This window comes from Akkermansia sp. AE01SA01 (assembly GCF_036417395.1).
In the GTDB taxonomy this organism is placed as follows: domain Bacteria; phylum Verrucomicrobiota; class Verrucomicrobiia; order Verrucomicrobiales; family Akkermansiaceae; genus Akkermansia.
The window spans coordinates 406,163-432,758 of sequence record NZ_CP143890.1; the positions used below are offsets into that span (position 1 = coordinate 406,163).

At 58.0% G+C, this 26,596-nt stretch carries 13 protein-coding genes; 8 read left to right on the plus strand and 5 right to left on the minus strand.

Annotated elements, in window-relative coordinates; all coding sequences use genetic code 11:
• Positions 1–7 precede the first annotated feature (7 nt).
• Together carB and V3C19_RS01650 are read right to left on the minus strand one after the other, a co-directional pair.
• Positions 8–3,211 carry a carbamoyl-phosphate synthase large subunit gene (gene carB / locus V3C19_RS01645; RefSeq protein WP_295934105.1) on the minus strand — a complete coding sequence of 1,068 codons (3,204 nt, stop codon included), beginning with the start codon at positions 3,209–3,211 and terminating at the stop codon, positions 8–10.
• Between the two features lie 255 nt (positions 3,212–3,466).
• Positions 3,467–5,602, minus strand: coding sequence for a glutamine synthetase III (locus V3C19_RS01650; protein ID WP_330937129.1), 2,136 nt, complete (start codon positions 5,600–5,602; stop codon positions 3,467–3,469).
• Between the two features lie 396 nt (positions 5,603–5,998).
• On the opposite strand from V3C19_RS01650, the gene gltB reads away from it, so the two are divergent.
• From gltB to V3C19_RS01665, 3 genes are all read left to right on the plus strand, one after another.
• Positions 5,999–10,438 carry a glutamate synthase large subunit gene (gene gltB / locus V3C19_RS01655; RefSeq protein WP_130083592.1) on the plus strand — a complete coding sequence of 1,480 codons (4,440 nt, stop codon included), beginning with the start codon at positions 5,999–6,001 and terminating at the stop codon, positions 10,436–10,438.
• A gap of 752 nt (positions 10,439–11,190) precedes the next feature.
• Positions 11,191–13,701, plus strand: coding sequence for a two-component regulator propeller domain-containing protein (locus V3C19_RS01660; RefSeq protein ID WP_302388910.1), 2,511 nt, complete (start codon positions 11,191–11,193; stop codon positions 13,699–13,701).
• A 20-nt stretch (positions 13,702–13,721) separates the two neighbouring features.
• Complete coding sequence (locus V3C19_RS01665; protein ID WP_130083584.1) at positions 13,722–14,225, plus strand: hypothetical protein; 504 nt, start codon at positions 13,722–13,724, stop codon at positions 14,223–14,225.
• 210 nt (positions 14,226–14,435) lie between these two features.
• Here the strand turns inward: V3C19_RS01665 and V3C19_RS01670 are convergent, their stop codons facing one another.
• Positions 14,436–16,919 (minus strand): PEP-CTERM sorting domain-containing protein, encoded by a 2,484-nt coding sequence (locus V3C19_RS01670; protein ID WP_295875179.1) that lies wholly within the window; start codon positions 16,917–16,919, stop codon positions 14,436–14,438.
• A 595-nt stretch (positions 16,920–17,514) separates the two neighbouring features.
• On the opposite strand from V3C19_RS01670, the gene V3C19_RS01675 reads away from it, so the two are divergent.
• Positions 17,515–18,216 (plus strand): methyltransferase domain-containing protein, encoded by a 702-nt coding sequence (locus V3C19_RS01675; protein WP_295875178.1) that lies wholly within the window; start codon positions 17,515–17,517, stop codon positions 18,214–18,216.
• Positions 18,217–18,297: 81 nt separating this feature from the next.
• Here the strand turns inward: V3C19_RS01675 and V3C19_RS01680 are convergent, their stop codons facing one another.
• Positions 18,298–20,295 carry a beta-N-acetylhexosaminidase gene (locus tag V3C19_RS01680; RefSeq protein ID WP_330937130.1) on the minus strand — a complete coding sequence of 666 codons (1,998 nt, stop codon included), beginning with the start codon at positions 20,293–20,295 and terminating at the stop codon, positions 18,298–18,300.
• A 239-nt stretch (positions 20,296–20,534) separates the two neighbouring features.
• Between V3C19_RS01680 and V3C19_RS01685 the strand changes: the two genes are divergently transcribed.
• The gene (locus tag V3C19_RS01685) at positions 20,535–21,320 is read left to right on the plus strand and encodes a hypothetical protein (protein ID WP_130083581.1); all 786 of its coding nucleotides are present in this window, start codon (positions 20,535–20,537) and stop codon (positions 21,318–21,320) included.
• A 31-nt stretch (positions 21,321–21,351) separates the two neighbouring features.
• On the opposite strand, the gene V3C19_RS01690 is transcribed toward V3C19_RS01685, so the two are convergent.
• Positions 21,352–21,948, minus strand: coding sequence for a hypothetical protein (locus tag V3C19_RS01690; RefSeq protein ID WP_130083580.1), 597 nt, complete (start codon positions 21,946–21,948; stop codon positions 21,352–21,354).
• A gap of 227 nt (positions 21,949–22,175) precedes the next feature.
• Here V3C19_RS01690 and V3C19_RS01695 point away from each other — a divergent pair, with 227 nt between their 5' ends.
• From V3C19_RS01695 to V3C19_RS01705, 3 genes are all read left to right on the plus strand, one after another.
• Positions 22,176–23,966 (plus strand): chloride channel protein, encoded by a 1,791-nt coding sequence (locus tag V3C19_RS01695; protein ID WP_130083579.1) that lies wholly within the window; start codon positions 22,176–22,178, stop codon positions 23,964–23,966.
• 205 nt (positions 23,967–24,171) lie between these two features.
• Positions 24,172–25,689 (plus strand): sigma 54-interacting transcriptional regulator, encoded by a 1,518-nt coding sequence (locus V3C19_RS01700; protein WP_238623802.1) that lies wholly within the window; start codon positions 24,172–24,174, stop codon positions 25,687–25,689.
• Positions 25,686–26,579 (plus strand): squalene/phytoene synthase family protein, encoded by an 894-nt coding sequence (locus V3C19_RS01705; protein ID WP_295933119.1) that lies wholly within the window; start codon positions 25,686–25,688, stop codon positions 26,577–26,579. Before V3C19_RS01700 ends, V3C19_RS01705 begins: the two co-directional genes overlap by 4 nt.
• The last annotated feature ends 17 nt before the right edge of the window (positions 26,580–26,596 follow it).

Genomic DNA, 26,596 nt, shown 5'->3' on the forward strand with positions numbered 1-26,596 from the left:
TGCGGGGTTAAAGGGTTTCAGCGTGGTATTCCTGAATGATCCGGACCTGGAGGGTCCTGTTTTTCAGCGCCTCGATGGCGTTTACGCAGGCCTGGGCGGAGGCCAGGTTCGTGCAGTAGGACGTCTTGGTGGCGATGGCGGAGGAGCGGATGATGATGTCGTCCGCACGGGCGTCATGGGAGCCGGGGGTGTTGATGATGAAATTGATCTCCCCGTTCTTGATGTGGTCCACGATGTTGGGGCGGCGCTCCTCGTTCACCTTGTAGGCGCGTTCGCACTCAATGTCGTGCTGGAGCAGGTGGATCATCGTGCCGCGCGTGGCGCACAGGATGAAGCCCATGTCCGCCAGCTGGCGGGCCATGTGGAGCACCCGTTCCTTGTCCCGGTCATTCACGGAGATGAATACCTTGCCCTCCGTGGGCAGCGGGTTGAAGGCGCTGACCTGTGACTTGGCAAAGGCGATGTCCGGGTCCGGGTCAATCCCCATGACTTCCCCGGTGGACTTCATTTCCGGTCCCAGCACCACGTCGATGCCCGGGAAGCGGCCCCATGGGAAGACGGCCTCCTTCACGCAGTGGTATTCCGGCGTGATTTCCCGGGTGAAGCCCAGTTCCGCCAGCGTCTTTCCGGCCATAATCTGGGCGGCCAGCTTGGCGAGCGGCTTGCCGATGGCCTTGGAGACAAAGGGCACCGTGCGGGAAGCGCGCGGATTGACCTCAATCACGTAAAGCTGTTCGTCCTTCACGGCAAACTGGATGTTCATCAGGCCGCAGACGTTCAGGCGGCGCGCCAGCTCCTTGGAGGCGCGCGTGATTTCCTTGTGCATTTTCATGGAGATGCCCATGGCCGGGATCATGCTGGCGGAGTCTCCGGAGTGGATACCCGCGGGTTCCACGTGCTGCATGATGGCGCCGATGACGGCGCGCTCCCGGTCCGCGATGACGTCCACGTCAATCTCCACGGCATTTTCCAGAAAGCGGTCGATCAGCACGGGGCGTTCCTCGGAGGCCTCCACGGCTTCGTTCATGTACCGGCGCAGCTCCTGCTCCTCATACACGATGATCATGCCGCGTCCGCCCAGCACGAAGGACGGGCGCAGCAGCACCGGATAGCCGATGCGGGCGGCAATGGCGGCGGCGTCCTCCACGTTGGTGGCCGTCCCCGCGTCCGCCTGCTTCAGCCCCAGCTCCTTCAGCAGGGCGGAGAAATGTTCGCGGTCCTCCGCCAGGTCAATGGCCTTCGGGCTGGTGCCGATGACGGGCACGCCGTGGGCTTCCAGGGCGTTGGCCAGGTTCAGCGGCGTCTGGCCGCCGAACTGGACGATGACGCCGTCCGGCTTCTCCTGCTCGCAGATGTGGAGCACGTCTTCCAGCGTCAGGGGTTCAAAGAAAAGCTTGTCTGAGGAATCGTAGTCCGTGGAGACGGTCTCAGGGTTGGAATTGACGATGATGGTTTCATACCCCATTTCCCGCAGGGCCATGGAGGCGTGCACGCAACAGTAGTCGAACTCGATGCCCTGGCCGATGCGGTTCGGGCCGCCTCCCAGGATGAGGATCTTCTTCCGGCCCGTGTCGCGCGCCTCGTTTTCGTCCCCGTAAGTGGAATAGAAATAAGGCGTGTACGCTTCAAACTCCGCCGCGCAGGTGTCCACCAGGCGGTAGCCGGGAATGATGCCCTGTTCCACGCGTTCCTTCCGGATATGTTCTTCCGTGGTTCCGCGGGCCAGCGCGATCTGCCTGTCTGAAAAGCCCAGTTTCTTGGCTTCCCGCAGGTCCAGCGTATCCAGGCGGTCGCCCGCCTTCGCCAGGTCCTGCATCTGGGCCAGGAACCAGGGGTCAATCTGGGTGAGCTGGTGCACCTCGTCCAGGGAGAAGCCGCTGCTGAACGCCGTCTGAATCCAGAAAATGCGTTCCGCCGTGGGGACGGCAAGCTTCCGCGTGATTTCCTCCGCGGTGGGCTTCTGCGGCGCCTTCGCGTCGAATCCCCAGCCCCAGCGGCCCGTTTCCAGGGAGCGCAGGGCCTTTTGCAGGGATTCCTTGAACGTGCGGCCTATGGCCATGGCTTCCCCCACGGATTTCATGGAGGTGGTCAGGTGCTCGTCCGCCTGCTTGAACTTTTCAAACGTGAAGCGGGGGACCTTGGTCACCACGTAGTCAATGGTGGGCTCAAAGCAGGCGGGCGTTTCCCTCGTGATGTCGTTGCGCAGTTCGTCCAGCGTGTAGCCCACGGCCAGCTTGGCGGCCAGCTTGGCGATGGGGAACCCCGTGGCCTTGGAGGCCAGAGCGGAGGAACGTGAAACGCGGGGGTTCATCTCAATGACGATCATGCGGCCGTTGGCCGGGTTGATGGCGAACTGGATGTTGGAACCGCCCGTTTCCACGCCGATTTCCCGGATGACGGCGAAAGAGGCGTCCCTCATGACCTGGTATTCCCTGTCCGTCAGGGTCTGGATGGGAGCCACGGTGATGGAATCCCCGGTATGCACGCCCATCGCGTCAATATTCTCAATGGAGCAGATCACCACGCAATTGTCCGCGCGGTCCCGCATGACTTCCATTTCAAACTCCTTCCAGCCGATGAGGGATTCTTCAATCAGGATTTCCGAGACGGGGGAGAGGTCCAGCCCGCGGGCGCAGATTTCCTCAAACTCCGTCTTGTTGTACGCCACGCCGCCGCCCATGCCGCCCAGCGTGAAGGCGGGGCGGATAATCAGGGGAAAGGTGCCTATGTCCCCGGCTACCCGGCGCGCCTCCTCCATCGTGTGGGCGATGCCGGAGCGCGGCACGTCCAGGCCGATGCGGATCATGGCCTCCTTGAACAGGTTGCGGTCCTCCCCGCGGTCAATGGCGTCCGCGTTGGCGCCGATCATGCGCACGTTCTCCCTCTCCAGCACGCCGCTGCGGTGGAGTTCCATGGCGCAGTTCAGGGCCGTCTGGCCGCCCAGGGTGGGGAGCAGAGCGTCCGGCTTCTCCCGGATGATGATCTTCTCCACAAACTCCGGAGTGATCGGTTCAATGTAGGTGCGCGGGGCGGTCTCCGGGTCCGTCATAATGGTGGCGGGATTGGAGTTTACCAGCACTACTTCATAACCTTCTTCCCGGAGGGCCTTGCAGGCCTGGGTGCCGGAGTAGTCGAATTCGCAGCCCTGGCCGATGACGATCGGGCCGGAGCCGATCACGAGAATCTTTTTGATAGAGGTATCTTTAGGCATAATGGCGATGGAAGAATCCTGTGGTTCTGGACCGTGGATTTCCGCCGGGGGAATTAAGTGCCCGCAGGGCTCCGGAGGAAAGTTTTTTTACAGCCAATGACGCGGATTTTTCAGGGGGTGGTGGTCGGTGGAAAACAGTGGGAAAAGGGCGGCCGGGACAGGGGCGCCAAGGCCCCGGAGCCGTGCCTTTTTCCTCTGCGGGCAGAGGCTTGCCCCGCAAGGGGCCGGCAAAGCTCCGGAGCTCGTCGGTGCACCCTAATAGATGAACAGCATTTCCCGGTACTTGGGGAGAGGCCAGGACCGGTCGTTCACCAGGGTTTCTGCGGCATCGACGCTGGTTCTCAATCGGGACATCGCGGCAAGGATGTCTTCATGGCAGCTCGTGAGCGCGGTTTCCAGAGTATCCAGGTCGGACACGACGGAATCCAGGGCGTCGCCCAGCTTGTCCGCCAGCTTTTGCAGGGCGGCGGTCCCGTTGGTCCGCTTGGCGTCCAGCGCCCTGGAGAGCGCGGAAACGGTTTGCTTGTATTCGTTGCGCAGGGCAGGGAGGATGATGGTGGCCGCCATTTCCCAGGACAGGCGCCCTTCAATGCGGATGCGCCTGTGGTATTCCTCCAGGAAAATCTCAAACCGGGATTCCAGTTCCCTGCGGGAGAACACCCCGTACTTCTCGAACAGGGCCACATTCTTCTCATTCACCAGGCTGTGGAGGGCGGTCATCGTGTTTTTCAGGTTGGGAAGGCCGCGGCGTTCCGCTTCCTTCACCCATTCCTCCGAATAATTGTCTCCGTTGAAGATGATTCTCTTGTGTTCGGAAATCCTGCGCTTGAGCGTCTCCTGGAGCTGGGACAGGAAGGTTTCCGGCGCGAAGGAGGAGAGTTCCTCCGCCAGGGAGTCGAAGGCTTCCGCCACGATGGTGTTCAGCGTCATCATCGGTCCGGCGCAGGACTGGGCCGAGCCGGGGGCGCGGAACTCGAATTTGTTGCCGGTGAAGGCGAACGGGCTGGTGCGGTTGCGGTCCGTGGCGTCCCTGGGCAGGACGGGCAGCGTATCCACGCCGATCTTGAGCGTGTCGTTCCGTCTGCCGCATCCGGCCTCCCCATTGATGATATTCTCAATCACCTCATTAAGCTGGTCGCCCAGGAAAATGGAGATAATGGCGGGAGGCGCCTCGTTCGCGCCCAGGCGGTGGTCGTTGCCCGCGCTGGCTACGGAGTTGCGGAGCAGGTCGCTGTGCTTGTCCACAGCCTCGATGATGGCTGTCAGCACGGTCAGGAAAATGGCGTTCTGCTGCGGGTCCGTGCCGGGATCCAGCAGGTTCTTTTCCCCGTAGGAAATGGACCAGTTGTTGTGCTTGCCGGAGCCGTTAACGCCCACGAAGGGCTTCTCGTGGAGCAGGCATACCAGCCCGTGCCTGCTGGCCTGCTGGCGCAGGATTTCCATCACCAGCATATTGTGGTCGATCGCCAGGTTCACGTCCTCAAACAGGGGGGCCAGTTCAAACTGGGCCGGGGCCACTTCATTGTGGCGCGTCTTGGCCGGAATGCCCAGCCGCCAGAGTTCCTTTTCCACATCATTCATGAAATTGAGGATGCGCGGCTTGATGGAGCCGAAATAATGGTCTTCCAGCTGCTGGTGCTTGGCGGGCGGCGAGCCGAAAAGGGTGCGGCCCGTCTGGACCAGGTCCGGGCGGTTCAGATAGAAATTCTTGTCAATCAGGAAATACTCCTGTTCCGGTCCCAGCGTGATGGTCACGCGTTCGTCCGGCAGCCCGAAGCACTTCATCAGCCTCTTGACGGCGTTGCCCAATGCCTGCCGGGAGCGGAGCAGAGGGGTTTTCTTGTCCAGAGCGTCTCCCGTATAGGAACAATAGGCGGTGGGAATGCAGAGGGTGGCTCCGTTCCCGTGCCTCTTGATGAAGGCGGGGCTGGTGGGGTCCCACGCGGTGTAGCCGCGGGCCTCAAACGTGCAGCGCAGGCCGCCGGAGGGGAAGCTGGAAGCGTCCGGCTCGCTCACGATCAGGTTCTTGCCGGAAAAGCTCATGATCGGCTCCATGTCCTTGGGGTCCAGGAAAGAATCATGCTTCTCCGCCGTGGAACCCGTCATGGGCTGGAACCAGTGCGTGTAGTGAGTGGCTCCCCGTTCCAGCGCCCACTGCTTCATGGCGTGGGCTACATCCGCGGCAATGTCCGCGTTCAGCGGCAGGCCGTCCTGGATGGTGGACAGGAGAGTTTTTGCCGTGTCCCTGGGCAGGTACTTCTTCATCACCTCCGTACTGAAAACGTCGGCGCCGTAATAATCAATGCGGACAGGAGCGCTCTCGCTCACCCCGCTCACGGGAAGGGAGGCGATGGCGCTGATGGCTTGTGTTCTTGTCGAGTCACTCATCATGGTTAACTGTTGTATCTTTTTCCTAGCAAGAACCGTGCCAGCTTTTTGAATCAACTTGTGCCAGAGTGGTGTGGTGTTTTAAAAATTTGACTATAAATATATTATATAAATTGTGAAAGGAAGCCGTGGAAAGAAGAGGGATGAAAAAGGTGAAAGCATTGATTACAAAAATGTAAAATCACGGTAAAGGGGTAATTACGAAAATGTAAAAATATCTGCTTGGGAGAGGGAAGTCCCTTTGCCGCCATGGGGCCTCTGCCGTGCCGGAAGGCCTGTCAAATCATATAAAACCGGGGCGGCGGCGTTCGAAAAACAGGGAGGGTGGAAGGAGTGCATAATGTTGGCACGGTTTTTGCTATAAGGAAATCAGCTTAACTCAAATAAAACAGCAAACTGATGAATAGTGATCAATTCGAGACAGGCATTCCTGCGCCGCAGGGATTGTATGACTTTGAACAGGAGAGGGACGCCTGCGGCGTGGGGCTGGTGGCGGACCTGAAGAATGAACCGAGCCACAAAATCATTGAAATGGGTGTCACCGTTCTCAAGAGGCTGATGCACCGTGGTGCCGTGGGAAGCGATCCCGATACCGGGGACGGAGCGGGCATTCTGCTGGCCCTGCCGGATGAATTCTTCCGCCTGCTCCTTCCCAACAAACTCCCCGCCAGAGGAAAATACGGAGTCGCCATGATGTTCGGCGGCTGCGGCCATGAAGAGGAACTGGAGGCCGCCGTCACGGAAAACGGCGGCAGGGTGATTGCCTGGAGAGAGGTTCCCGTGGACCGGAACAGCATCGGCGAGAACGCCCGGCGCACCTGCCCCCTGATTCGCCAGCTCTTCATCGACGGCAGCGGCTTTGCGGACCAGGCGGCACTGGAACGCAAGCTCTTCGTGATGCGCCGGGAAATGGAGCGGCGCGTGGAAGGATGCTACGTGTGCAGTTGTTCCAGCCGCAGCATCGTGTACAAGGGATTGTTCCTCGGCACGCAAATTGACGGATTTTACGAAGACCTGCGCCATGAGCGTTTCAAATCTCCGCTGGCCCTCGTCCACCAGCGCTACAGCACGAACACCTTCCCCACGTGGAGCCTGGCCCATCCCTTCCGGTACCTGGCCCACAACGGGGAAATCAACACCCTGCGCGGAAACCTGAACCACCTGAGCGTGCGGGAACCGCACCTGTCCTCCGCCCTGCTGGGGGATGACTTGCAGAAGCTCCTGCCCCTCATTCCTCCCGGACAGAGCGATTCCGCCTGCCTGGACAACATGGTGGAACTGCTCGCCGCCGCCGGGCGCGACCTGCGCCACGCCATGCTCATGCTCATGCCGCAGGCCTGGGGCGTCAACTACCATCTGGGACCGGACGTGCGCGGCTTCTTTGAATACCATTCCGCCCTGATGGAGCCGTGGGACGGCCCGACCGCCGTCGTCTTCTCCGACGGCGTCAACGCGGGCGCCATGCTGGACCGCAACGGCCTGCGCCCCGCCCGCTACACGCTGACCACGGACGATATTTTCATCCTGGCCTCGGAAACGGGCGTAGCGGACATTCCCGCGGAAAAAGTGGCCCGCAAGGGCCGCCTGCGCCCCGGAGAGATGATCTACTGCGACCTGGTGAATCACCGTCTGGTGTCCGATGCGGAAACCAAGAATGAAATGGCCCGGCGCATGCCCTACCGCCGCTGGGTGGAACAAAACAAGATTTCCGTCCGCTCCCTGTTCGACTCTGTTTCCGCCTCCGCGGAAATGCCGGACCTGGCGGTTCATCAGCGCCAGTTTGGCTTCACGCAGGAGGATGTAGAACTCATCCTCCGCCCGATGATGATGAAGGGCACGGAACCCCTCGGCTCCATGGGGAACGACGCGCCGCTGGCCGTCCTCTCCGGAAAGGCGCCGCTCCTGTTCAACTACTTCAAGCAATTGTTCGCGCAGGTGACCAACCCGCCCATCGACCCCATCCGGGAGGAACTCGTCATGAGTCTGACCACGTACATCGGCAACCATCCCAACATTCTGGAGGAAACGCCGGAGCACGCCCGGCTCATCAAGATGGCGCGCCCCGTCATTACGGACGAGGAGCTCAACCGCCTCTGCAACATCCGGGAAGCCGGCTTCCCCTCCGCCAGGCTCCCCCTCCAGTTCCCGGAAGGCGGGGACGGAAAGGCTCTGCGGGAGACGCTGGACAGCCTGGCGGAATCCGCCGTGGGGCTGGTCAGGTCTGGCGTGCGCATCCTGGTGCTGACGGACCGCAACATAGGCCGCGGCTACCTTCCCGTTCCCAGCCTGCTGGCCTGCTCCGTGGTGCACCGCGCCCTGGCGGCCGCCGGACTGCGTTCCGACGTGGGCCTGATCCTGGAAACGGGGGAGGCGCGGGAAACGATGCACTTCGCCCTGTTGCTGGGTTTCGGGGCCACGGCGGTCAATCCGTACCTGGCTCTGGCGACGGTCACCTCCCTGGCCGCGCCTCAGGACTGCCCGCTGGACGTGGTGAAGGCCTCCGGCAACTACATCAACGCCATTGACAAGGGGCTGCTTAAAATCATGTCCAAGATGGGCATTTCCACCTTGCGCAGCTACCGCTCCTCCCAATTGTTCGAGGCTGTGGGGCTGAACCGGGAACTGATTGACGAATTCTTCCCCGGCACCGTCAGCCGCGTGGGCGGCATCGGGCTGGAGGAAATAGCTGCGGAATGCAACCAGCGCGCCGCGCAAAACGCCGGGAAGGAAGGCTGCCTGGATGCGGGCGGCCAGTACAAGTACAGGAAGGGCGGAGAAAACCACCTCTGGAACCCGCAGACGCTCCAGGCCTTCCGCGCCGCCGTTCGCGACAATGACGAACGGAAATACCGGGAATTTGCGGACTACAGCAACCACCAGGCGCAGCACCTCTGCACCCTGCGCGGCCTGTTTGAATTCGCTCCCGCGGACGCCGTCCCGCTGGAGGAAGTGGAAAGCGCGGATTCCATCCTGCGCCGCTTCGTCTCCGGGGCCATGTCCCTGGGTTCCCTCAGTCCGGAGGCCCATGAAACCATCGCCATTGCGATGAATAAAATCGGAGCCAAAAGCAACTCCGGGGAAGGGGGCGAGGATGAAGCCCGCTACAAACCCAACGCCAGGGGCGAGGTGCGCTACAGCGCGATCAAGCAGGTGGCGAGCGGACGCTTCGGCGTGACCATCAACTATCTGCGCCACGCCTCCGAGCTCCAGATCAAGATGGCCCAGGGCGCCAAGCCCGGAGAGGGCGGCCAGCTCCCGGCGCACAAGGTGGACCCGTACATCGCCCGGCTGCGCCATTCCATGCCGAATGTCAGCCTCATCTCTCCCCCGCCGCACCATGACATTTACTCCATTGAAGACCTGGCCCAATTGATCTACGACCTGCGGAACTCCAACCCAGACGCCCGCGTCTCTGTCAAGCTCGTCTCCGAGGTAGGCATCGGCGCCGTGGCCGCCGGAGTGGTGAAGGCCCACGCGGACGTGGTTGTGGTCAGCGGCCACGACGGCGGTACGGGCGCTTCCCCGCTCACCAGCGTCAAGCACGCCGGACTGCCGTGGGAACTGGGACTGGCGGAAACACAGCAGACGCTTGTACTCAACAAGCTCCGCTCCCGCGTGCGGCTCCAGGTGGACGGCCAGCTGCGCACCGGGAGGGACGTCGTCATGGCGGCCCTGCTGGGAGCGGAGGAGTTCGGCTTCGGCACTGCCGTTCTGGTCGCCATCGGCTGCGCCATGCTCCGCAGGTGCCATGAAAACACGTGCCCGGTGGGCGTCGCCACGCAGGACCCGGCCCTGAGAGCCAAGTTCAGCGGCAAGCCGGAATACGTCATCAACTACCTTCGCTTCGTGGCGCAGGAAACGCGGGAAATCCTGGCTTCCCTGGGCCTCCGCTCCCTGGACGAAGCCGTCGGCAGGGCGGACCTGCTCTCCGTGAACCGCGCCATTGACTTCTACAAGGCTCAGCATCTGGACTTCTCCTCCATTCTGCATGCGGCGGAGGGGGACGGACGCAGGTTTGACCCCTCCTTTGAAAAGGAACCTCTGGACAACTACGACCGGAACCGCCTGCTCCCGGACTTGAAGGGCCTGCTGGAAAAAGGTGAAAAGACAGAACTCTTCCGCGACGTCCGCAATGTGGACCGGACGGTGGGCACGGAGCTATCCGGAGAGCTGGTGATGAAATTCGGCCCGCGCGGCCTGGCGGAGGATACGCTCACGGTGCACTTCACCGGATGCGCGGGGCAGAGTTTCGGGGCCTTTCTTGCGCCGGGCATTACCTTTGAACTCGCCGGGGAGGCGAACGACTTCGTAGGGAAGGGGCTTTCCGGGGGCAAAATCATCGTGAGGCCTCCGGAAAACATCTCCTACGCTCCGTCGGACAACGTCATTGCCGGCAACGTCATCGGCTATGGGGCCACGTCCGGCAGCATCTTCCTGCACGGGCAGGCCGGGGAGCGTTTCGCCATCCGCAACAGCGGAGCCAAGATGGTGGTGGAAGGCATCGGCGACCACGGCTGCGAATACATGACCGGAGGCCGTGTGGCGGTGCTCGGCAAGGTGGGCGTCAACTTCGCCGCGGGAATGACCGGTGGCCTGGCCTACGTGTATGATGCGGACAACGACTTCGATCAGAAATGCAACCTGGGCAGCGTGGACCTGGAAACGGTCCTGCCGCACTCCGCCGACGAGGCGGAACTGCTCCAGCTCATTTACGAGCACTACATGGCTACGAAAAGCCGCCGGGCCTGCGACCTGTTAAACAACTGGCCGGAGGAACGCGGCAAATTCATCAAGGTCTTCCCGGTGGAATACCGGCATGCTCTGGCCATGCATTCCTGAAAGAATGCATGCAGCAATTTTCTGTTGTTTGGGTAAGCTGGGGCCTCCGCGGGTGCGGAGGCCCCTAAATTATATTGATCCCCCTTCCCGAAATTGTTGCGGCGGCTGGCCGCCATCCTTCGAAAGGGAAGAATTCACGGCGGGGCGAATGGGGAAGGGAGCGCGGTTCCGGCTGCTTGGGAAAAGTGAAGAAAACGTGAGGTTTAGCATGGAATCGGTACGTGGAAGGTGTTGGAGGAATTTATTTCATCTCAGAAATAGGTAGATTTTTCTTGGAAATATCAGTTTTTGAGTAGGCGGAAAGGTGGGGAATGATTATTTGATGAGTTTTATAATTTGTTGATTATTAGTATTATATAATATATATAAAGCTATTCTTTCGAGATGTGGAATTAATAATGAAAAATAATGATTTATATATTTTTTATAAAATAATGAGAATAAGTAAAGAAATGATGGGGAAATGGAAGAGGCAATTCTGATGCCGTTCACGGTATTGATGGGGTTCGTGCACTTCGATCTGGACATGAAGGATTTTTCGTATAGCTTATCGGAACTGACAGACAGTAAATTTATTATATTTTTAGATAGGGATAAATTGCTGTATTTGTTTGGAAATAAGTTGAATATTATTCGTCTTAATGAAAAATACCTTATATCATTAGAAATCATAATAAACTTAATGTATGTTATTGAGCATTATTCGTTTTATCGGAATGGCGGCAGTTGTTTTTTCTTTTTTTGGAATGCATGTGCAGGCCGCCTCTGTCAATGTACCGGAAAAATTACCCGAATGTCCGGTCAAGTTCATCCGGGGAATATTGGCGGACAGCCAAGGAGCCATTTGGGCGGTGGGGGAGCGCGAAAGCATCTACCGCCTGGATGTCAAGAACGGGGCCTATGAAAAGTCATGGGTGAATGTGAATTATTCTTCCAGCTTTCCGCAGAAGGCCAATTTTACCTGCATTGCGGAAGACCGGCAGGGCCGGATCTGGGTGGGGACGGACGATTGCGGCGTGGCCGTTTTCAACGGGCAGGGATGGAAAATGTATGACCGCAGCAACGCCCTGAATGGGGAACATGTGTATGACATTGCCGTATCCCCGATTTCCGGAGAAGTGGCTGTGGCCACTTCCGGAGGCGTGGCCTTATACAATCCTGCGGGCGATTCGTGGCAAATGCTGGACCGCTCCACCGGAATGACGGAAGACCAGGCGGCTTCCGCCCGTTTTGACTCCAGGGGGAATTTGTGGCTGGCGTACGGTTTTGGGGGTGTAGCCTGTGCTTCCCGCAAATCCGGATATTCCCAGTGGAAGACGGTGCAGGCTCCATGGTTCTGGGACAAGAACCAGTTTGTCCGCCAGCCGTATCAGCCGCTTGGTGAAGGGCTGCCTTCCAATGCCTGCAATGTTCTGGAATGCATGGATAAGGACCGGATACTAGCGGGAACCTGCGCCGGGCTGGCATTCAGCAACGGCATCAGTTCCTGGAATTTTGTGCGCGGCAGGGATTATGCCCGCAAGAACAACAGCCTGTATGGAGCCGCTGCAAGAAAGACCGCCATTCCTCCCCAGGGAGATACGCGCCTGTTGTCGGAGGACTTTGTGTCGGCCCTTGCCGGAAACGGAAAGGAAATCTTCGTCGGTTTCCGGACACAGGGGGTGGATGTGCTGGATGCCGATACGATGAAGGTTAGAAAGAGACTGCGGAAAGGACTGGAAGGGACCCATATTTCCGATTTGCTGGTCCTGGGGGACGGCAGCGTGCTGGCGGGGACCTATGGGGGCGGTCTGGTTATGGTGCAGGCGGGCGCCTCATCCTACAACCTGGATGCGCCGGAGCGGGAAAAGGAGCCCGGCTTTCCCGCGGAGGCGCGGATGGAAGAGTCCGCAAAAGTGTTGAAAAGCCTGGAGGATCTGGGACGCCGCGGCGACAAGGGGAAAAGTATTGTTTTCAAGGGAGAGGACTGGTCCACCAAGGGTGACTGGGGCGGCAAGTATGGAATGACGCGCGCCACGCTGTGCGCCACGAATGCCCCCATGAGCAATTCCGAGTTCATGGCCAAGACGGTTCCCTTCCGCACGCTGACGTCGGTTCCGGGATTTCCAGGCGTTACCGGAGCGGTGTCTACCTATTGGATTCAGGGAATCATGGGCCTGAACCGCAACAAGAACGATGCGCTGCGGTGGTGGGTGGAGAAGGTGAAGGACGACGGGAACCGGAATGTTCTTTTTGATCCGACCGATTCCGTCCGGACTGAAGCGGAATGGGACGACCACGGAGAAGTGTATCCGCATTATGTAGACGGGCCGGATATCTGGGTGGCTGTGGAAGTGCCGGAAGGGGTTCATGAAATAGCCCTGTATTTTTATAATCCCAACGGCTACCTTCGGAACGAGTCCAGGCGGGATTACCTGATTGAAGCCAGGCGGCACCCAACCACCTCCTTCATCCAGTTTCAGTTCAACAATATAGGAGATATTGAAATAGGGAGGAAGAGCAAAAATGGGCTGGCGCTTGCCAAGTCCATGGAGCAGTGGCAGTCCTTTCCTGTGGAGGCGCGCGCGCGCGTTTCACGCTTTGCCGGGTCCGGCGTTTACGAGCGGTTCATGTGCAGGCGGGGTGGCCTGTATCTGTTCCATGTCCGCAGGAACGGATCGTTCAATACTATCTTGAACGGAGTGTTTGTGAGTGAAAAAATTCCGTGGGAAACGCGGCAACCGGAAGAACTGCCCTATTATGTGCCCGGAGAATTTGCCGGCATCATTCCTACTCCGGGGAAAGTCAACTCATCCATTCCGGGGGAAAAGCACAAGGCCCTGTTCAAGCCGCTGTATGAGTTGCAGTATGATCGCAAGTACCTGACTCCGGAAGGGTGCAGTCTGCAGAACAGGTATCTTCTTGCCCTGTGGCGGGAGGCTTCCCGGCAGGAGGAACAGGATAAATACACGGTGGACGGCCTGCAGTGGGAGGCCAGGATCAGCGACGAACAGGTGCGGAAGTCATTTGACGAGACGATGAAGCGCTCATGGCACCAGAGCCAGATTTACTATCCGTGCAACCGGTCCAGGGAATTTATGCCGAATGCACCGGGAACCATTCCCTTCTCGCTCCAGGAGGTCATGCTCATGGCGAGACTGCGCATCGACTGGAGGCAATACCGGGACGATGCCAAAACCCTTCCTGAAAAATCCGTCCAAGAGATGAAGGAATACCTGAAACAGGAATTGTTGAAACAACAAAAATCAAGAAGAGAACGATGAATAAAATTGCATGTATACTAATGCTGATCTTGTCGGGGACATGCCTGCTGAACGCGGAGCTGGCTCCGCCAAAAACTTCGTGGTATGGCAAATACCTTGATTACACGGGCGTTTCCATCGTGAATAAAGTCCCTCTTCCGCAAGCGGGTATCAGGCGCCATGACGTGGATAGTACGGCATACGACATCACCCCCGTGAAGTTCAAGATGAGCACCACCCTTTCCAAGAAGCCCAAGACGAAGGAGGAGTGGTATTACAAGGGTATCTATTACATCATCGTCAAGTATTGCGGTCCGATTTCCGATCCCGATGACGGAGGAACCATCTATTTTGAGCAGAATTACGAGCACCGTGTCGTATTCGATCCCAAACATTACGGAGAATGGGGCATCATTTATACCTGGGTACACGTGATAGCGCGCTTTACCAATACGGACATTGATGCGGAAGGGGACCGCGGCATCAGCGGAGAGGATGGAAGCATCTTCTTCCAGTATCTTGAAAAATTGCTGGTGGAATTTTAACTTTCCGCCTTCTTTCCGTCCGGCTGCGGGGCATGGCATGTTCATGCTCCCTGCCGGACGCGTTTATTTCTTGGGTGCATGGCGTGGGTCCGCGGAGGGGGCGGGAGGATAGGGAAGATAGGGAATGCGTTTTTTGATGCGGGAAAGACCTGCAAAAAGAGGCATTCCCCGGCGTGCGGGGAATGCCTCTTGAATAGAACAAGGTAAAGGTCAGGCGCGGCGTTTGCGGCGCATCAGCAAGGATGCCAGCCCCAGAAGGCCCAGCGTGGCTGTGCCGGGTTCCGGCACGGCAAGACCGGTGAAAGTCAGGCTGCCGTCGTTAAAGGTGACATTGTCCCAGACAAGCTGCTGCCCGTTTTGGGTAAGGGTCAGCAGGGAATCCCAGTCTCCAGGGTCCGTGAAGGACGTTCCCGCGCCCATGGTGATGAGGTCAATGGTCTGGGAGATGGAGTCAAAGACCAGGTCGCTGCCCAGATTGAGGGTCAGTCCTCCGGTCACGCTCAGGGTGGACGTGCCCTGGAGATCTACCAGAGCCGTATTGAAGCTGGTGATGTCCAGAGTGGCGTTGTTCAGCGTGGCCGTCGTGGCTCCCGTCATCGTCAGGACCTGCCCGGTGGTGATCATGGGAGCATTGCCCGCGTTGTTCAGGACAACCGTGGAGTTGTTGATGGTTGCGTTCCCCGTCAGGCTGACGGAGATGTCCTTCGGAGCGGATGCATTGCCGAAGTTCTGCACGGCGCCCTGCTGAAGGGTGATGGCGTTTGCCAGAGACTGGCTGTTGGCGTTCAGCGTGCCGCCATTGATGATGACGGAGCCCTGGCCCAGCGCCGTGGCGGAGTTGGTCTGGACCGTGCCGCCTGTGATGGTGGTGCCGCCGCTGTATGTATTGTTGCCGGACAGGGTGACAGACCCCGTCTTGTTGACTCTTACGCTCAGTTTGTGGTCGGCGTCCTTGTCGGAGATGACGGAAGAGACCGTGTAGCCGTTGGTGCCTGACGAACTGTGAGTGAACAGGATTTCTCCTTCTCCCGTGATGGTGCCTCCCAGCTCGGTGCCATCCCCGTACAGAGAGCCTGCGACCGTGATGCCTGAGTCTGCGGCGTCAACGGTGATGTTGGCGTTGACCAGGGTGTTGTTCCAGCTTTTGCTGTTAAGCATTTCAAACATGGAACCGCTTTTCATCAGGATGGAGGGGGTATTCTCGAATACAGTTCCATAAGCCGCCAAGCTCAACTTTGCATTTTGGCCGATAGTGATGGTCTGGAATGTATAGCTCGTGTTTTCCTCCGTCAGGTTGACCGTGCCGGCATCAATCATCAGGTGGGCGATGTCAGAGACGTGGTTGGCACCAATGGAGCCTGTACTGTCCGTGGTCTTGCGGACCGTCAGTGTGCTGTCCGCATGCGTGATGGGGATGAGCGTGCCGCCTTCAAACGTGTATTCCACGTCCCCGGCGCCGGTAAGGGTAAGGGAGGAGGCGTTGTGGGCCCAGGAGTCATTGGCATTGTAGTTGGCGGCGGCCATGGTCAGGGCGCCTCCGAAGGTCCAGTTGGGGTTGGATGCCGTGATCGTAGCGTTTTCTCCCAGAGTCAGGGACCCCGTATAGCGGGAGACCGCATCTCCCGTGATGGAAAGGGAGGCATTGTCGCCCAGCATCAGGTTGCCGCCTCCCGACAGGCTTGTCAGGGAATTGGTCCCGTTCATGATGACGGTGCCTGCTCCGTCCAGGGCGGCGTTCCCCGTCAGGCTAGTGGACAGGGTGAGCGTTGTTCCCTCCGCCACGCGGAGAATGCCCGGGCCGGTCAAATTCAGGCTGCCGCCGGAGATGGTCAAATTGCCGCCGGAAACGACAAGGGCGTCCGTGCTGCGGGTTTCCCCGCCGGCAATGGTGAGCGTGGATGGGCCGTTGGTGACGTCTATGGAGGCATAAGTGCCGTCAGAGGCCGTGGAGTCCGTCCAGGCGGCCGTTCCGAGCAGGGAATCCGTCCAGGCGGAAGTTCCTCCGTCAAGCGTGGCGGCAATTTTGGCGCCGTCATAGGTATTGACGATTTGGATGCCGGAAATGCATCCGCGCGTTCCGGTGCCGGAACTGTTGCCCGTGCTGCCGATCGTGAGACTGGATGCAGTTTGTCCATCAACGTAGAGGACGTTTGTCCCTTCGATCAGCTGGTCCGTGGTGCCGGTGGCGCCCCAGCCCGAGGAGCCGGTTACTGTGGAAGAGCCGTTCCATGTGTAGGAGATGCCGTTGACGGTTTTGGCGGAAAAGTCAGTGCCGTTGTCGGTGTTGCAGTAAATGTAGACACCGTAGGTAAGAAAATCGAGGCCGCTGACCGTGATATTGATGCCGTTGCCGTCGTCCAGATAGCCTTTAAGCAACTGGCCGTCCCCGGTAGTGGGGGCGGCGTTGGTCTGCCAGATGTTTTTGCTGGACCAGGTGACGTCGGCTCCCGTGGCGGCTCCGTTGTTGTCTTTCAGGGCCTGTCTGGTTGACTGGGAAGCGTCGCTGAACTGATTCCAGTTGGAACCCGTAACGGAGGAAAGTCCGGCGGTTGAAGAATCCGGGATGGTTCCTTCATTGGAGCCGAAGTTGATGCTGATGCTTTCTCCGGCGGCCTGAGACTGGGAGGCCATGGCCCCGAAGACGGAGGCTGCAAGAACCCATGCGGCGAGTTTATGCGGTAAATGAGGTTGCATAAATTGTTTTGTTAATTTGGATGGATGAAATTGAACCGGCTCCAGAATACGGAATGAATCGTTCGTAGCGGATTATGAATTCGGATTATATGGAAAAATGGAGAATACTAAGAAAATGAATTGATTATAGTTATCATCACTTTCGCTTTTATTTTTTATTTATTAAATTTCATTTAATTAAAGTTCTCTTAACCTGTTTTTATTTAGACTTTCGGATTGACTCCGAATTCATAATCCGCTAAATTTTGCCTTTTCAGTCGGGCTTTCCGGAGTGACAGAGGAAGGGTGGAAGACAACGCCATGACGGCGGACGTTGTTGACAGGGGAAGGATAATTCCGATAGATACCGCCGAAGGTATGAAGATTGTTGTTTGCTGAATGCGGTATTTTTCAGGGAAAGGCCCCCTGAAGATACCCGTGCCTTGATTTTCCGGCGTTTCCTGTTCTCTTCAGGAACGTTCCAGGTACGACTTGCTCCATTTGCTCAAGCCGGATTTTCCCTGCCGCCCCGTCCGGGCAACATTTGATTGAATGAAAAGGGCCTTTTGCGCCCTCTAATATAAATGCATTACATACCTTGAAAGGAAATAAGACATTGAAAACATACCTTGAACAGCAATATTTGAAGGAGAACATGATGGGGCCCAACGCCATCACTCTTCTCAGGGAGTTGAGCTGCCAGATCCCCCTTGAGCCTTCCATGCGCGTGCTTGACCTGGGATGCGGCCGCGGGCTGACGTCCGCGTATCTGGCAGATACGTTCGGAGTCCAGGTTTTTGCCCTGGATTTGTGGATTCCGGCCACGGAGAATTATCTCCGTTTCCGGGAGCTTGGACTGGATTCCCGCATCATTCCTCTGCATGGGGATGCCTGGAACATGCCTTTTGCGGAAGAGTATTTTGACGCCGTGGTGAGCATCGATTCCTACCACTACTTCGGACGCGACGAGAAGTATATGGATTCCCGCCTGGCTCCGCTGGTGAAGCGCGGCGGCCTGATTGCCCTGGCTTTGCCCGGATTGAAGAAGGAACTGACGGGCGGGCTTCCTCCGGAAATGGCCCTTTCCTGGACGGAAGAGGACATGGAAACCATCCGCAGCGCCGGCTGGTGGGCGGAGCTCCTTTCCAAATCCCGTGAGGTGGAACTCCTGTCCGTGCGGGAAATGGACTCTTTTGACGAGTGCTGGGCGGACTGGCTTGCCTGTGATAATTCCTATGCCGTCGGCGACCGCCGGGCCATGGAGGCCGGGGCAGGGAAGTACATGAACTTCATCTCCGTCGTCTGCCGCCGCAAGTAAGGAGCAGGGTTCATTCTGAAATAGGGAGGCCGGCGGAACGTCAGGTTCCGTCGGCTTTTGTTCCGGAAGGATAACGGGATTTTAGGGAGCCTCAAGGTAAACTGTGCCGTGTGAGTCATTGCCTCCAGTGCCCTTGAATCTGGCTTTGACCGTGTAGGAAGCCCCCTGCCTGGCTTCCGGAACGTTCAGGATGTACTGGATGTTTTCCTGCTTGGAGCCGCTCCTGCCCACATGAGCGTCCCGGGCAATTTCCTTCTCGCCTTCATACAGGGCCACGGATTTGATTTCAATGGCGTGGGCGCCCTTGTCATACAGCAGGGTGACGGTGTATTTTCCGGGAGTCTTGACCAGTTTGGTGACGTCGAATGAGTGTTCCTGCCCATGCAGGGTGTCAGGCGTCCATGTGCCGATGTGCGGCGTATTGAAAAAGTCGGACTTGTCTATTCGGCTGATGGCATCTCCAGCGTACTTGACGCCCATCAGGTCCATGCGCCTGCTATATTCCTTCAAGCGTTTTTTAAAGTCCCGGAAGTCTTTCTTACCGGAAGGTGTCCAGCCTACCTCCGCGAAGGCGCAGGTCCGGGGGAATGCCTGGTAGTGCAGGCGCTCGGGATTGGCAATCCATTCCGTCCATACCTGTGTCCCCAGTCCCTTGACCCTGGAATGGTATTCTTCCTCCAGGCCGGGGAAAATGGGCTCGAAGCCGTATGCCTTTTGCAGGGAAATTCTGCCGTAGCTGTAATCAAGGTAAGTGGAGCTGTGGAGGGAATTGACGATTTCATGCCCGTCTTTGATGGCGTTTTTAGCCAGGTCTGTATTGCCTTTCCAGAAGTGGATGACGGCGTTCGTGTTCAGCTTGGAGCTGGCTTTGCCTCCGCCGTCCCCGTTGACGTCATGGCCGTAGATTTCATTCCAGCCCATCATGCGGCGTCCTTTGCTGGCAATGATGCCGGACATGCGATTGGTGAAGTGCATCTGGACGTCGGAAAGGCTTTTCAACTTGTTTTTCTTCATGAACGCCTCAATTTCCGGCACTCCTTTCCACTGCTTGTCGTAGCGCACTTCATCCCCGCCGATGTGGATGATTTTACCGGGAAACATGGAGACGACTTCGTCCAGTACGTCGGACAGGAAGGCATAGGTTTTTTCCGAGGTTGGGTCAAAAGCCGTGTTGACGATGAAGGTGGTGGGCACTTCCGCGGGAGTTTTCAGGCTCAGGAAGGGATAGGCGACGGCAGCCGCGCTGGCATGCCCCGGCATTTCGATTTCCGGAACGATGGTGATGTTGCGCCGGGCCGCATACTGCACGATGTCCCTGATTTGCTTCTGGGTGTAAAATCCTTCATGCGGCGTACCGTCCGATTTGCCGCTGTTCCACGTTCCTGTTTCCGTTTCCCTGCGTTTGGAACCGACGGAGGTAAGGCGCGGGTATTTTTTGATTTCAATGCGCCATCCAGCATCGTCTGTCAGGTGCCAGTGCAGAATGTTCATTTTCAGCAGGGCCATCTGGTCAATGATTTGCTTGATGGCTTTTTCACCGAAGAAATGGCGGGCCTCGTCGATCATCAGCGCACGCCAGGAGAAGCGGGGATAGTCCACGATTCCGAACGGCGTCCGGGAAATGTTCCATTGCACGGAGGATTTGTCCGCATTCCGGTCGTGGAAAATGACGGGCATCATCTGGACCAGGCTTTGGGTGGCGTAGAAAATGCCTTTCGGATCTGCCGCAGAAAGAATGATTCCACGGGGGGAGGATTGGATGGAATAGGCTTCCTCTCCTTTCGATGCCAGGGAGGAGTCTTTTTTAATGATGATATTGGCGGCGTTTTTTGGCGCGTCCTGCGGCGTTTTCAGAGGAAGGGGAAGTTCTGTTCCTTCGCTCAATATTTGTTGCAGCTGCATGGCCCTGTTCAGGAACGCCTTGTCCCGGACGTCGGGTACGATTGCGGAATTCCGGGTCAGCATGGCCGAGGAACCCTTTTGAAGCGTGATTTCCGCCGGTTTCGGGATGATCTGCTCCTGCGCAAAGACGGAGGGAAGACAGAAGAGCAGAATGCAGGCCGGCAGGGTTAATTTCATTTGTTTTTGCATGAAAATCTACAGGTACATACCGGAATGAGGTCCGCAATCTTTCACGGCTTCCCTTTTTGGCATTTCTCCGCATGGATGACTCTTTTTTCCTCCGGTGCCCGTCTTTTCGGGAGGGGCTCCCTGATTATTGACTTGCAGGGGAAAAGAAGATGGACGTATAACTTGAAGGAGTGCGGTTCCCGTCCGGGCCTGCCGCCCTGGAAACGCTTTTTCAATACCGGAATGATATGAAGACGAGAACTGGAACAGGAGTGTTGCTGGCAGCCTGCGCCGTTTTTTCATGGAGCGGCGCCCTGGCGTCCACGACGAATTGCCTGAATCCGGCGCATTACTTGAAGACTGGATGTTCTCATCCCCTGTCCCTGGCGGAACCTGCGGAAGACAGGGTATACCTGCGCTTCCAGACAGGATGGGCCAGCAAGTACGAGTGCGAGGGCCTGGACCTCTGGGACGGCAGCCTGTGCACGTTCGTGCCGGAAATTCAGTACAGGGAGTGGGTAGGGAAGATATGGTACGGAGTTTCCACGGACCACCAGAACCATGCGGAACTGAAGTACCGGCTGGATTACGTGAAGGAACTGGGGAATTGGACGGTCATGCCGTGGTATGAGCACAGCTTCGTTTTTCCCGGAGACAAGGGGATTCCGCGTCCGGGACTGAAAACGACGTATCGTTTTTCCGACCGCTGGTTTGCTGGAACGGATCTGTACTGGCAGTACAACAATCATACGTTCCGCGGCTATTATGCGGCGTTTGCCGGACTGCATGAAGAGATAGCGGACTGCGTCCGTGTGGACGCCACAATCCGCTACGGCTATAACGGCGGGTATGTGGGACCGGTGGTTCATCACGGTTCCAATGCGCTGGATTACAATTTGAGTTTTACGTTCCGGGCCACTTCCCGGCTGACGGTGGAGCTGTTTACCAATTTCAGCCAGGCGCTGACTGTCATCAGCCAGAAAGGCCTGGGGAACGATTTTTATTACGGCATCAACCTGAAGTATACATTCTGACGCCTTTTACGGGTTTTCAACCCAGAGCGCCTTACGGGCGGACGAACTGGATGTGCATCCAGTCATATCCCAGTTCCCGACCCAGGGAGAATGCTCCCTCCCCTTCCACAATGGACCAGAACTCATCGTATTCCGGACCGGAGAATGCAGCCTCCGGAGCGCGCATGTGCATGGCGTTGCGCAAAGGGTCCAGATCCACGGCAATTCCCCAGGCGTGCAGGGAAGGCCTGCTGCCTCCCCTGACGGGCCGGTTGTTGAAGCAGCCGCCGTAAACGTCCAGGTGCAGTTCCCTGATGCGTTCCAGACCGTAGTGATCCAGCGTTTTCTGAAAGATATTGATGAGGGCGCCGGCAACCAGCCTGTGGCAGGTAATGGAGAAGATTTCCGTATCGGGAGCCCAGGAGGGCCTCAAGGGGTAGGGAAGGCTGACCGTGACCAGAGAACCCGCGTCTCCCGGTTTTCCGAAGATGGATCTGCCGGAGAGTACTTCCCGTTCCGAGGGCCATGCCGAAGCGGGATGTTTCACATCATGCGCCAGTACGGCGAATACTGTGCAGGCAATCAGCAGGAATGCCAGCCTCCGGAGGCGGGTGGAGACTTGTTTTTGCGGCTGGGGGGAAGAAGGCATGTCCGTTTTCGTATAGAGGGTGACAATACCGGTGTATCAGGTTTCCCTTCCGGTGCAAGGTATTTGACGGGGAGGTCTTTTCAAGTCGTTCTTTTCCGGGCTTCTTTTGTCCGCAGAGTACGGAATGCGGCGGACGGGGAAACATAAGGCCGCGGAGGTATCTGCGCCTGCTTCGAACGTCCGGGCGGAATTTCATGTCTTAACGGGACAGTCTTGTTTTCCTGCCCATGAAACCGTCTTCCTCCGATCCTCAGGCTCCTCCCGGTACAGTCTGGTATGGATGGATTTTAAACTTGTTCCATCACTTGAAGGTGGGGGAGAGCCAGGTGACTTTCATGTGGGCGGTGCTGGTAGGGATCGTCGGCGCCAGCATGTCCATGTGCTTTGAATGGCTGGTGGAGTTTATTCAATGGCTTCTCACGGGCATTTGGTCGGATTCCAGGGTGGGCGTTTTTTCCCTTCTGGAACCGGAATGGAGGATTGCCGTTCCGGCCATCGGTGGTCTGGTAGCCGGGTTCATTCTTTTGTTCGTAAAGAGAAGAATGCCGGGACAGGCCATGGAATACATGGAGGCCCTGGCCATAGGAAACGGGCTGATCAAGGTCAGGGCTTCTTCCCTGAAAGTTCTGTCCGCCGCATGGAGCATTGCTTCCGGAGCGGCTATCGGCAAGGAAGGTCCCATTATCCAGTCTTCCGCCCTGATCGCCTCCGCTGTGGGACAGAAGCTCCATGTTTCCATTCCCCGTCTGCGCCTGTTGGTGGGGTGCGGCGCGGCGGCTGGTTTCACCACGGCGTTCCACGCTCCTTTTTCCGGCTGCCTCTTCGTGAGCGAGATCATCATTGGAACGGTGAGCATGGATATTCTGGCCCCTCTTCTGATTGCCTCCTGCACCGGTTTCCTGATGCTGCACCTGCTGGGAGATCCCTCGCCCCTTTACAGTTCTCCGTTTGAGAGCTTCACGATGTTTTCCCAGTCCCTGTGGTGCGTGGCGCTGGGAGTGCTGGCCGCCGTGGCGGCCAAGGGCTGGGTGGCCCTGCTGGATGTGTCCAACAAGTATTTGAACGGACGCCAGTCCCTGCTGCCCGTGCGTCTGCTGGCCGCCGGGCTGCTGGTGGGCGTTCTGGCCTGCTTTTACCCGGAAGTGGTGGGCAACGGGCAGGCTCTGATTACGGGACTGGTGCATGAGGATTACGGGACGCAGGAGGCGCTGATTCTGCTGGCGGTGAAGGTGAGCGCCGTGGCGGTGGTGTTTGGCTGCGGTACCGTGGGCGGGGCGATGACGCCCACCCTGTTTGTCGGGAGCATGGTAGGGTTTATTTTCAGCACCCTGATGAATCTCATGGGCATGGAGGGCAATCACGCTGTGGCGTATGCCATGGTGGGCATGGCTGCCTTTTTTGCCACGGCGGCCCAGGCCCCGCTGACGGCGCTGGTAATGGTGGTGGAGTTTTCCATGAGCGGTCAGATGATTTACCCGCTGCTGATTGGCGTGGTGAGCGCCTACGGAACCAGCAAACTGATCCGGGCGCGTTCCATGTACGCCGCCAGCCTGTCCGGAAGCACCGCCTCCGTGGTGAACCTGCCCATGGCGCAGGTTCATGTGCATGATCTGGCGCGGCATGTGGTGCCGCAGGTGCTTCCGGAAGCTTCTCTGGAAGAAGTTTCCTCCCTGATGCTGAAGAATCCGGGGGATTTGATTTTCGTGGTGAAGCAGGACGGTACCTACCTGGGGACCATTTATCCGGGCGATGTGCCGGGTATCCGGAAGAAGTGGAACCCCGGTCCTGGCGGGAATCTTCCGTCCGCGGGGAACCTGATCCGTCCGGGCGCTCCCGTGCTGGACGGGAATACACACCTGACGGATGCCCTCAAGCTGTTTGAGCAGGACCATCTGTCCGCTGCCGCCGTCGTGTGCCAGGCGGACGGCCATCTGGATGGCGTGCTGTACCGTACGGCCCTGTTCCAGGTGATTACGGAAATGATGAAACGGGAGTCTTCCGGGGCGGAACCTATTTGACACGGGGTGGTGCCGGAGCGCAATATTACAATTTTGTAATTATGTTGTCATGCTTGTGACGGTATTATTCCATGTTGATGTTCAATAATGAATGTGATAATTGATTTTATTTTTCCCTTTCACGGGAAACCCGTTGCACGAAAAAAGGTTGGTTGAACGCATGCGCCCGGTTAATATCCGGACAGCTACGGGCTGCATGAATGGCATGAACAAGTCTCCCGATTTGGAAATGATCGTGTTGCAGGAGATCAGTTCTGCAATCGTCAACGAGCGCAACGGAACGGTTCTGTTGCAGCATATCCTTGATATTCTTTACCGCCGCATGAAGATGCTGCGCGGCACCTTCACCATCCGCCACGGGAACAACCTGATGATCGAAGCTTCCCACGGGCTGGACGAACAGGAAATGAAGCGTGGCCACTACCACGTGGGCGAAGGCATTACGGGCCATGTAGCGGAAACGGGCCGCCCCCACGTGATCGAGGATATTTCCCGGGACCGCAGGTTCCTGAACCGCACACGCACCCGCAAAAGCGGGGAAAAGGTGGCGTTCATCTGCGTGCCCATTATTCATTTGCAGCAGGTGATCGGTACCTTGAGCATTGACCGTTCCGTGGATGCGGAGACGGATCTGGAGCGGGACTTGAAGCTGATGCAGATTGTGGGGAACATTGTAGGGGATGCCCTGGCGGCATGCCTCCAGGCCCACGAGGAAAGGGAGGCCCTGATGGCGGAAAACGAAAAGCTGCGCGAATTGCTGACGAGCAATCCCGGCGAGCTGATAGGGAATTGCCGCCCCATGCTCCAGGTGTATGAGCAGATACGGCAGGTGGCCCCCAGCGACGCCACGGTATTGATCCGCGGCAGTTCCGGAACGGGGAAGGAACTGGTGGCGCGCGCCGTGGTGAATCTGAGCGCCAGGAAGGACAAGCCGCTGATTACGATGAATTGCGCCGCCATGCCGGAGAATCTGCTGGAAAGCGAATTGTTCGGGCATGAAAAAGGGTCTTTCACAGGAGCCACCAGCCGCCGCATTGGCCGCGCGGAGGCCGCGGATGGAGGAACCCTCTTCCTGGATGAAATCGGGGATTTGAGCCTGCAAATGCAGGTGAAGCTACTGCGCTTTTTGCAGGAGAAGACTTTTTCCCGCGTGGGCAGCAACCGGGAACTGCATTCCGACGTGCGCTTCATTGCCGCAACCAGCCGGAATTTGGAAGAGCTGATGACGGAAAACAAATTCCGTGAAGACTTGTATTACCGCCTGAATATTTTCCCCATCGTGATGCCGGACCTGGTCCAGCGCAAGGGGGACATCATGCTGCTTGCGGAGCATTTCCTTTCCAAGTTCAACCTCAAGTACGGCAAGCATATCACGCGCCTTTCCACCCCGGCAATCAACATGCTCATGGCCTACCACTGGCCGGGCAACGTCCGGGAGCTGGAGAATTGCGTGGAGCGCGCCGTCATCACGGCGCAGGACGACTGCATTTACGGCTACAATCTGCCCGCCTCCCTCCAGATGCCCAGCAGCGACGCTCCGAATTCCCGCGGAGGGGAGGAACAGGCGGATTTGCCTACGATGGTAGATTCCTTTGAACGGGAATTGATTGTGGCCGCGCTGAAGCGCTCCCCGGGCAACATGTCCGCGGCGGCCCGGGAACTGGGCATTTCTCCGCGGGTGCTCCATTACAAGATGCACAGGCTGGGCCTGCAAAAGTTATGAAGGGCCTCCATCAGCTTTTATCCGCCGTTTCCCGGTCCTTTTACCTGAGCATGCGCTTTCTGCCCTGCGAAATGCGGCCCGGCGTGGCCGTGGGCTATTTGCTGGCGCGCGCCACGGATACGGTGGCGGACACGGTGGATATGGATTTGAAGGAGAGGCTGGCCCTGCTGAAGATGATGGGCGCGGCTGTGGCAGGGGATGCCTCCCACGAGGCGGCCGCAACCTGCTTCGGCCGGCTGGGCGTGCTGTCTTCCGTGCAGAAGCACCGGGGGGAGGGGGAACTTCTGGCGCGCTTTCCCGAATGTCTGGTCCTGCTGGAAGCCCTGCCGCCGCGGGAGCAGATGCTGGTGCGGAACGTTCTGTCTACGATTGTGGAGGGACAGGCGTGGGACCTGGAATATTTTGTGGAGCATTCCTCCGTCATTTGTCCGGAACAATTGGAACATTACGCCTACATGGTGGCCGGATGCGTGGGCGAGTTCTGGACCAGGCTGGGCCTCCTTGTCCTTGGCGATGCGTTCAGCACCCAGCCGGAAGAGGTGCTTTTGCGGTGGGGAGTCCATTACGGAATGGGGCTGCAGCTGGTGAATATTCTCCGCGACCGGGAGGAGGATTTCTCCCGCGGGAGAAGCTATCTGCCCGGAGACGATGCGGAAACGTGGCTGGAAAAGGCGGAGCTGTGGCTGAAGGAAGGCGTGTTTTATGCGGAGTCCCTGCATAACGGACGATTGCGTTTTTCCACGGTGCTTCCGGCGTGGCTGGGGCTGGATACGCTGGATTTGTTGAAACACCGGGAAATTCCCTCTTCCGGAAAGGTGAAGATTACGCGCGGCAGGGTGTATTCCCGGATGTGGAAGGCGTTTCTGTTTTCCTGGAAGGAAGCCTTGTAGTCCGGGCGGCCTGCACG

Excerpts from the sequence above, each read along its gene's own strand:
- V3C19_RS01685 (WP_130083581.1), top strand. The coding sequence starts at position 20,535 with ATGAAGACGAGAACTGGAACAGGAGTGTTGCTGGCAGCCTGCGCCGTT.
- V3C19_RS01705 (WP_295933119.1), top strand. The coding sequence starts at position 25,686 with ATGAAGGGCCTCCATCAGCTTTTATCCGCCGTTTCCCGGTCCTTTTAC.
- V3C19_RS01695 (WP_130083579.1), top strand. The coding sequence starts at position 22,176 with ATGAAACCGTCTTCCTCCGATCCTCAGGCTCCTCCCGGTACAGTCTGG.
- V3C19_RS01665 (WP_130083584.1), top strand. The coding sequence starts at position 13,722 with ATGCTGATCTTGTCGGGGACATGCCTGCTGAACGCGGAGCTGGCTCCG.
- V3C19_RS01680 (WP_330937130.1), bottom strand. The coding sequence starts at position 20,295 with ATGAAATTAACCCTGCCGGCCTGCATTCTGCTCTTCTGTCTTCCCTCC.
- V3C19_RS01650 (WP_330937129.1), bottom strand. The coding sequence starts at position 5,602 with ATGATGAGTGACTCGACAAGAACACAAGCCATCAGCGCCATCGCCTCC.
- carB (WP_295934105.1), bottom strand. The coding sequence starts at position 3,211 with ATGCCTAAAGATACCTCTATCAAAAAGATTCTCGTGATCGGCTCCGGC.
- V3C19_RS01670 (WP_295875179.1), bottom strand. The coding sequence starts at position 16,919 with ATGCAACCTCATTTACCGCATAAACTCGCCGCATGGGTTCTTGCAGCC.
- V3C19_RS01690 (WP_130083580.1), bottom strand. The coding sequence starts at position 21,948 with ATGCCTTCTTCCCCCCAGCCGCAAAAACAAGTCTCCACCCGCCTCCGG.
- V3C19_RS01700 (WP_238623802.1), top strand. The coding sequence starts at position 24,172 with ATGAACAAGTCTCCCGATTTGGAAATGATCGTGTTGCAGGAGATCAGT.
- gltB (WP_130083592.1), top strand. The coding sequence starts at position 5,999 with ATGAATAGTGATCAATTCGAGACAGGCATTCCTGCGCCGCAGGGATTG.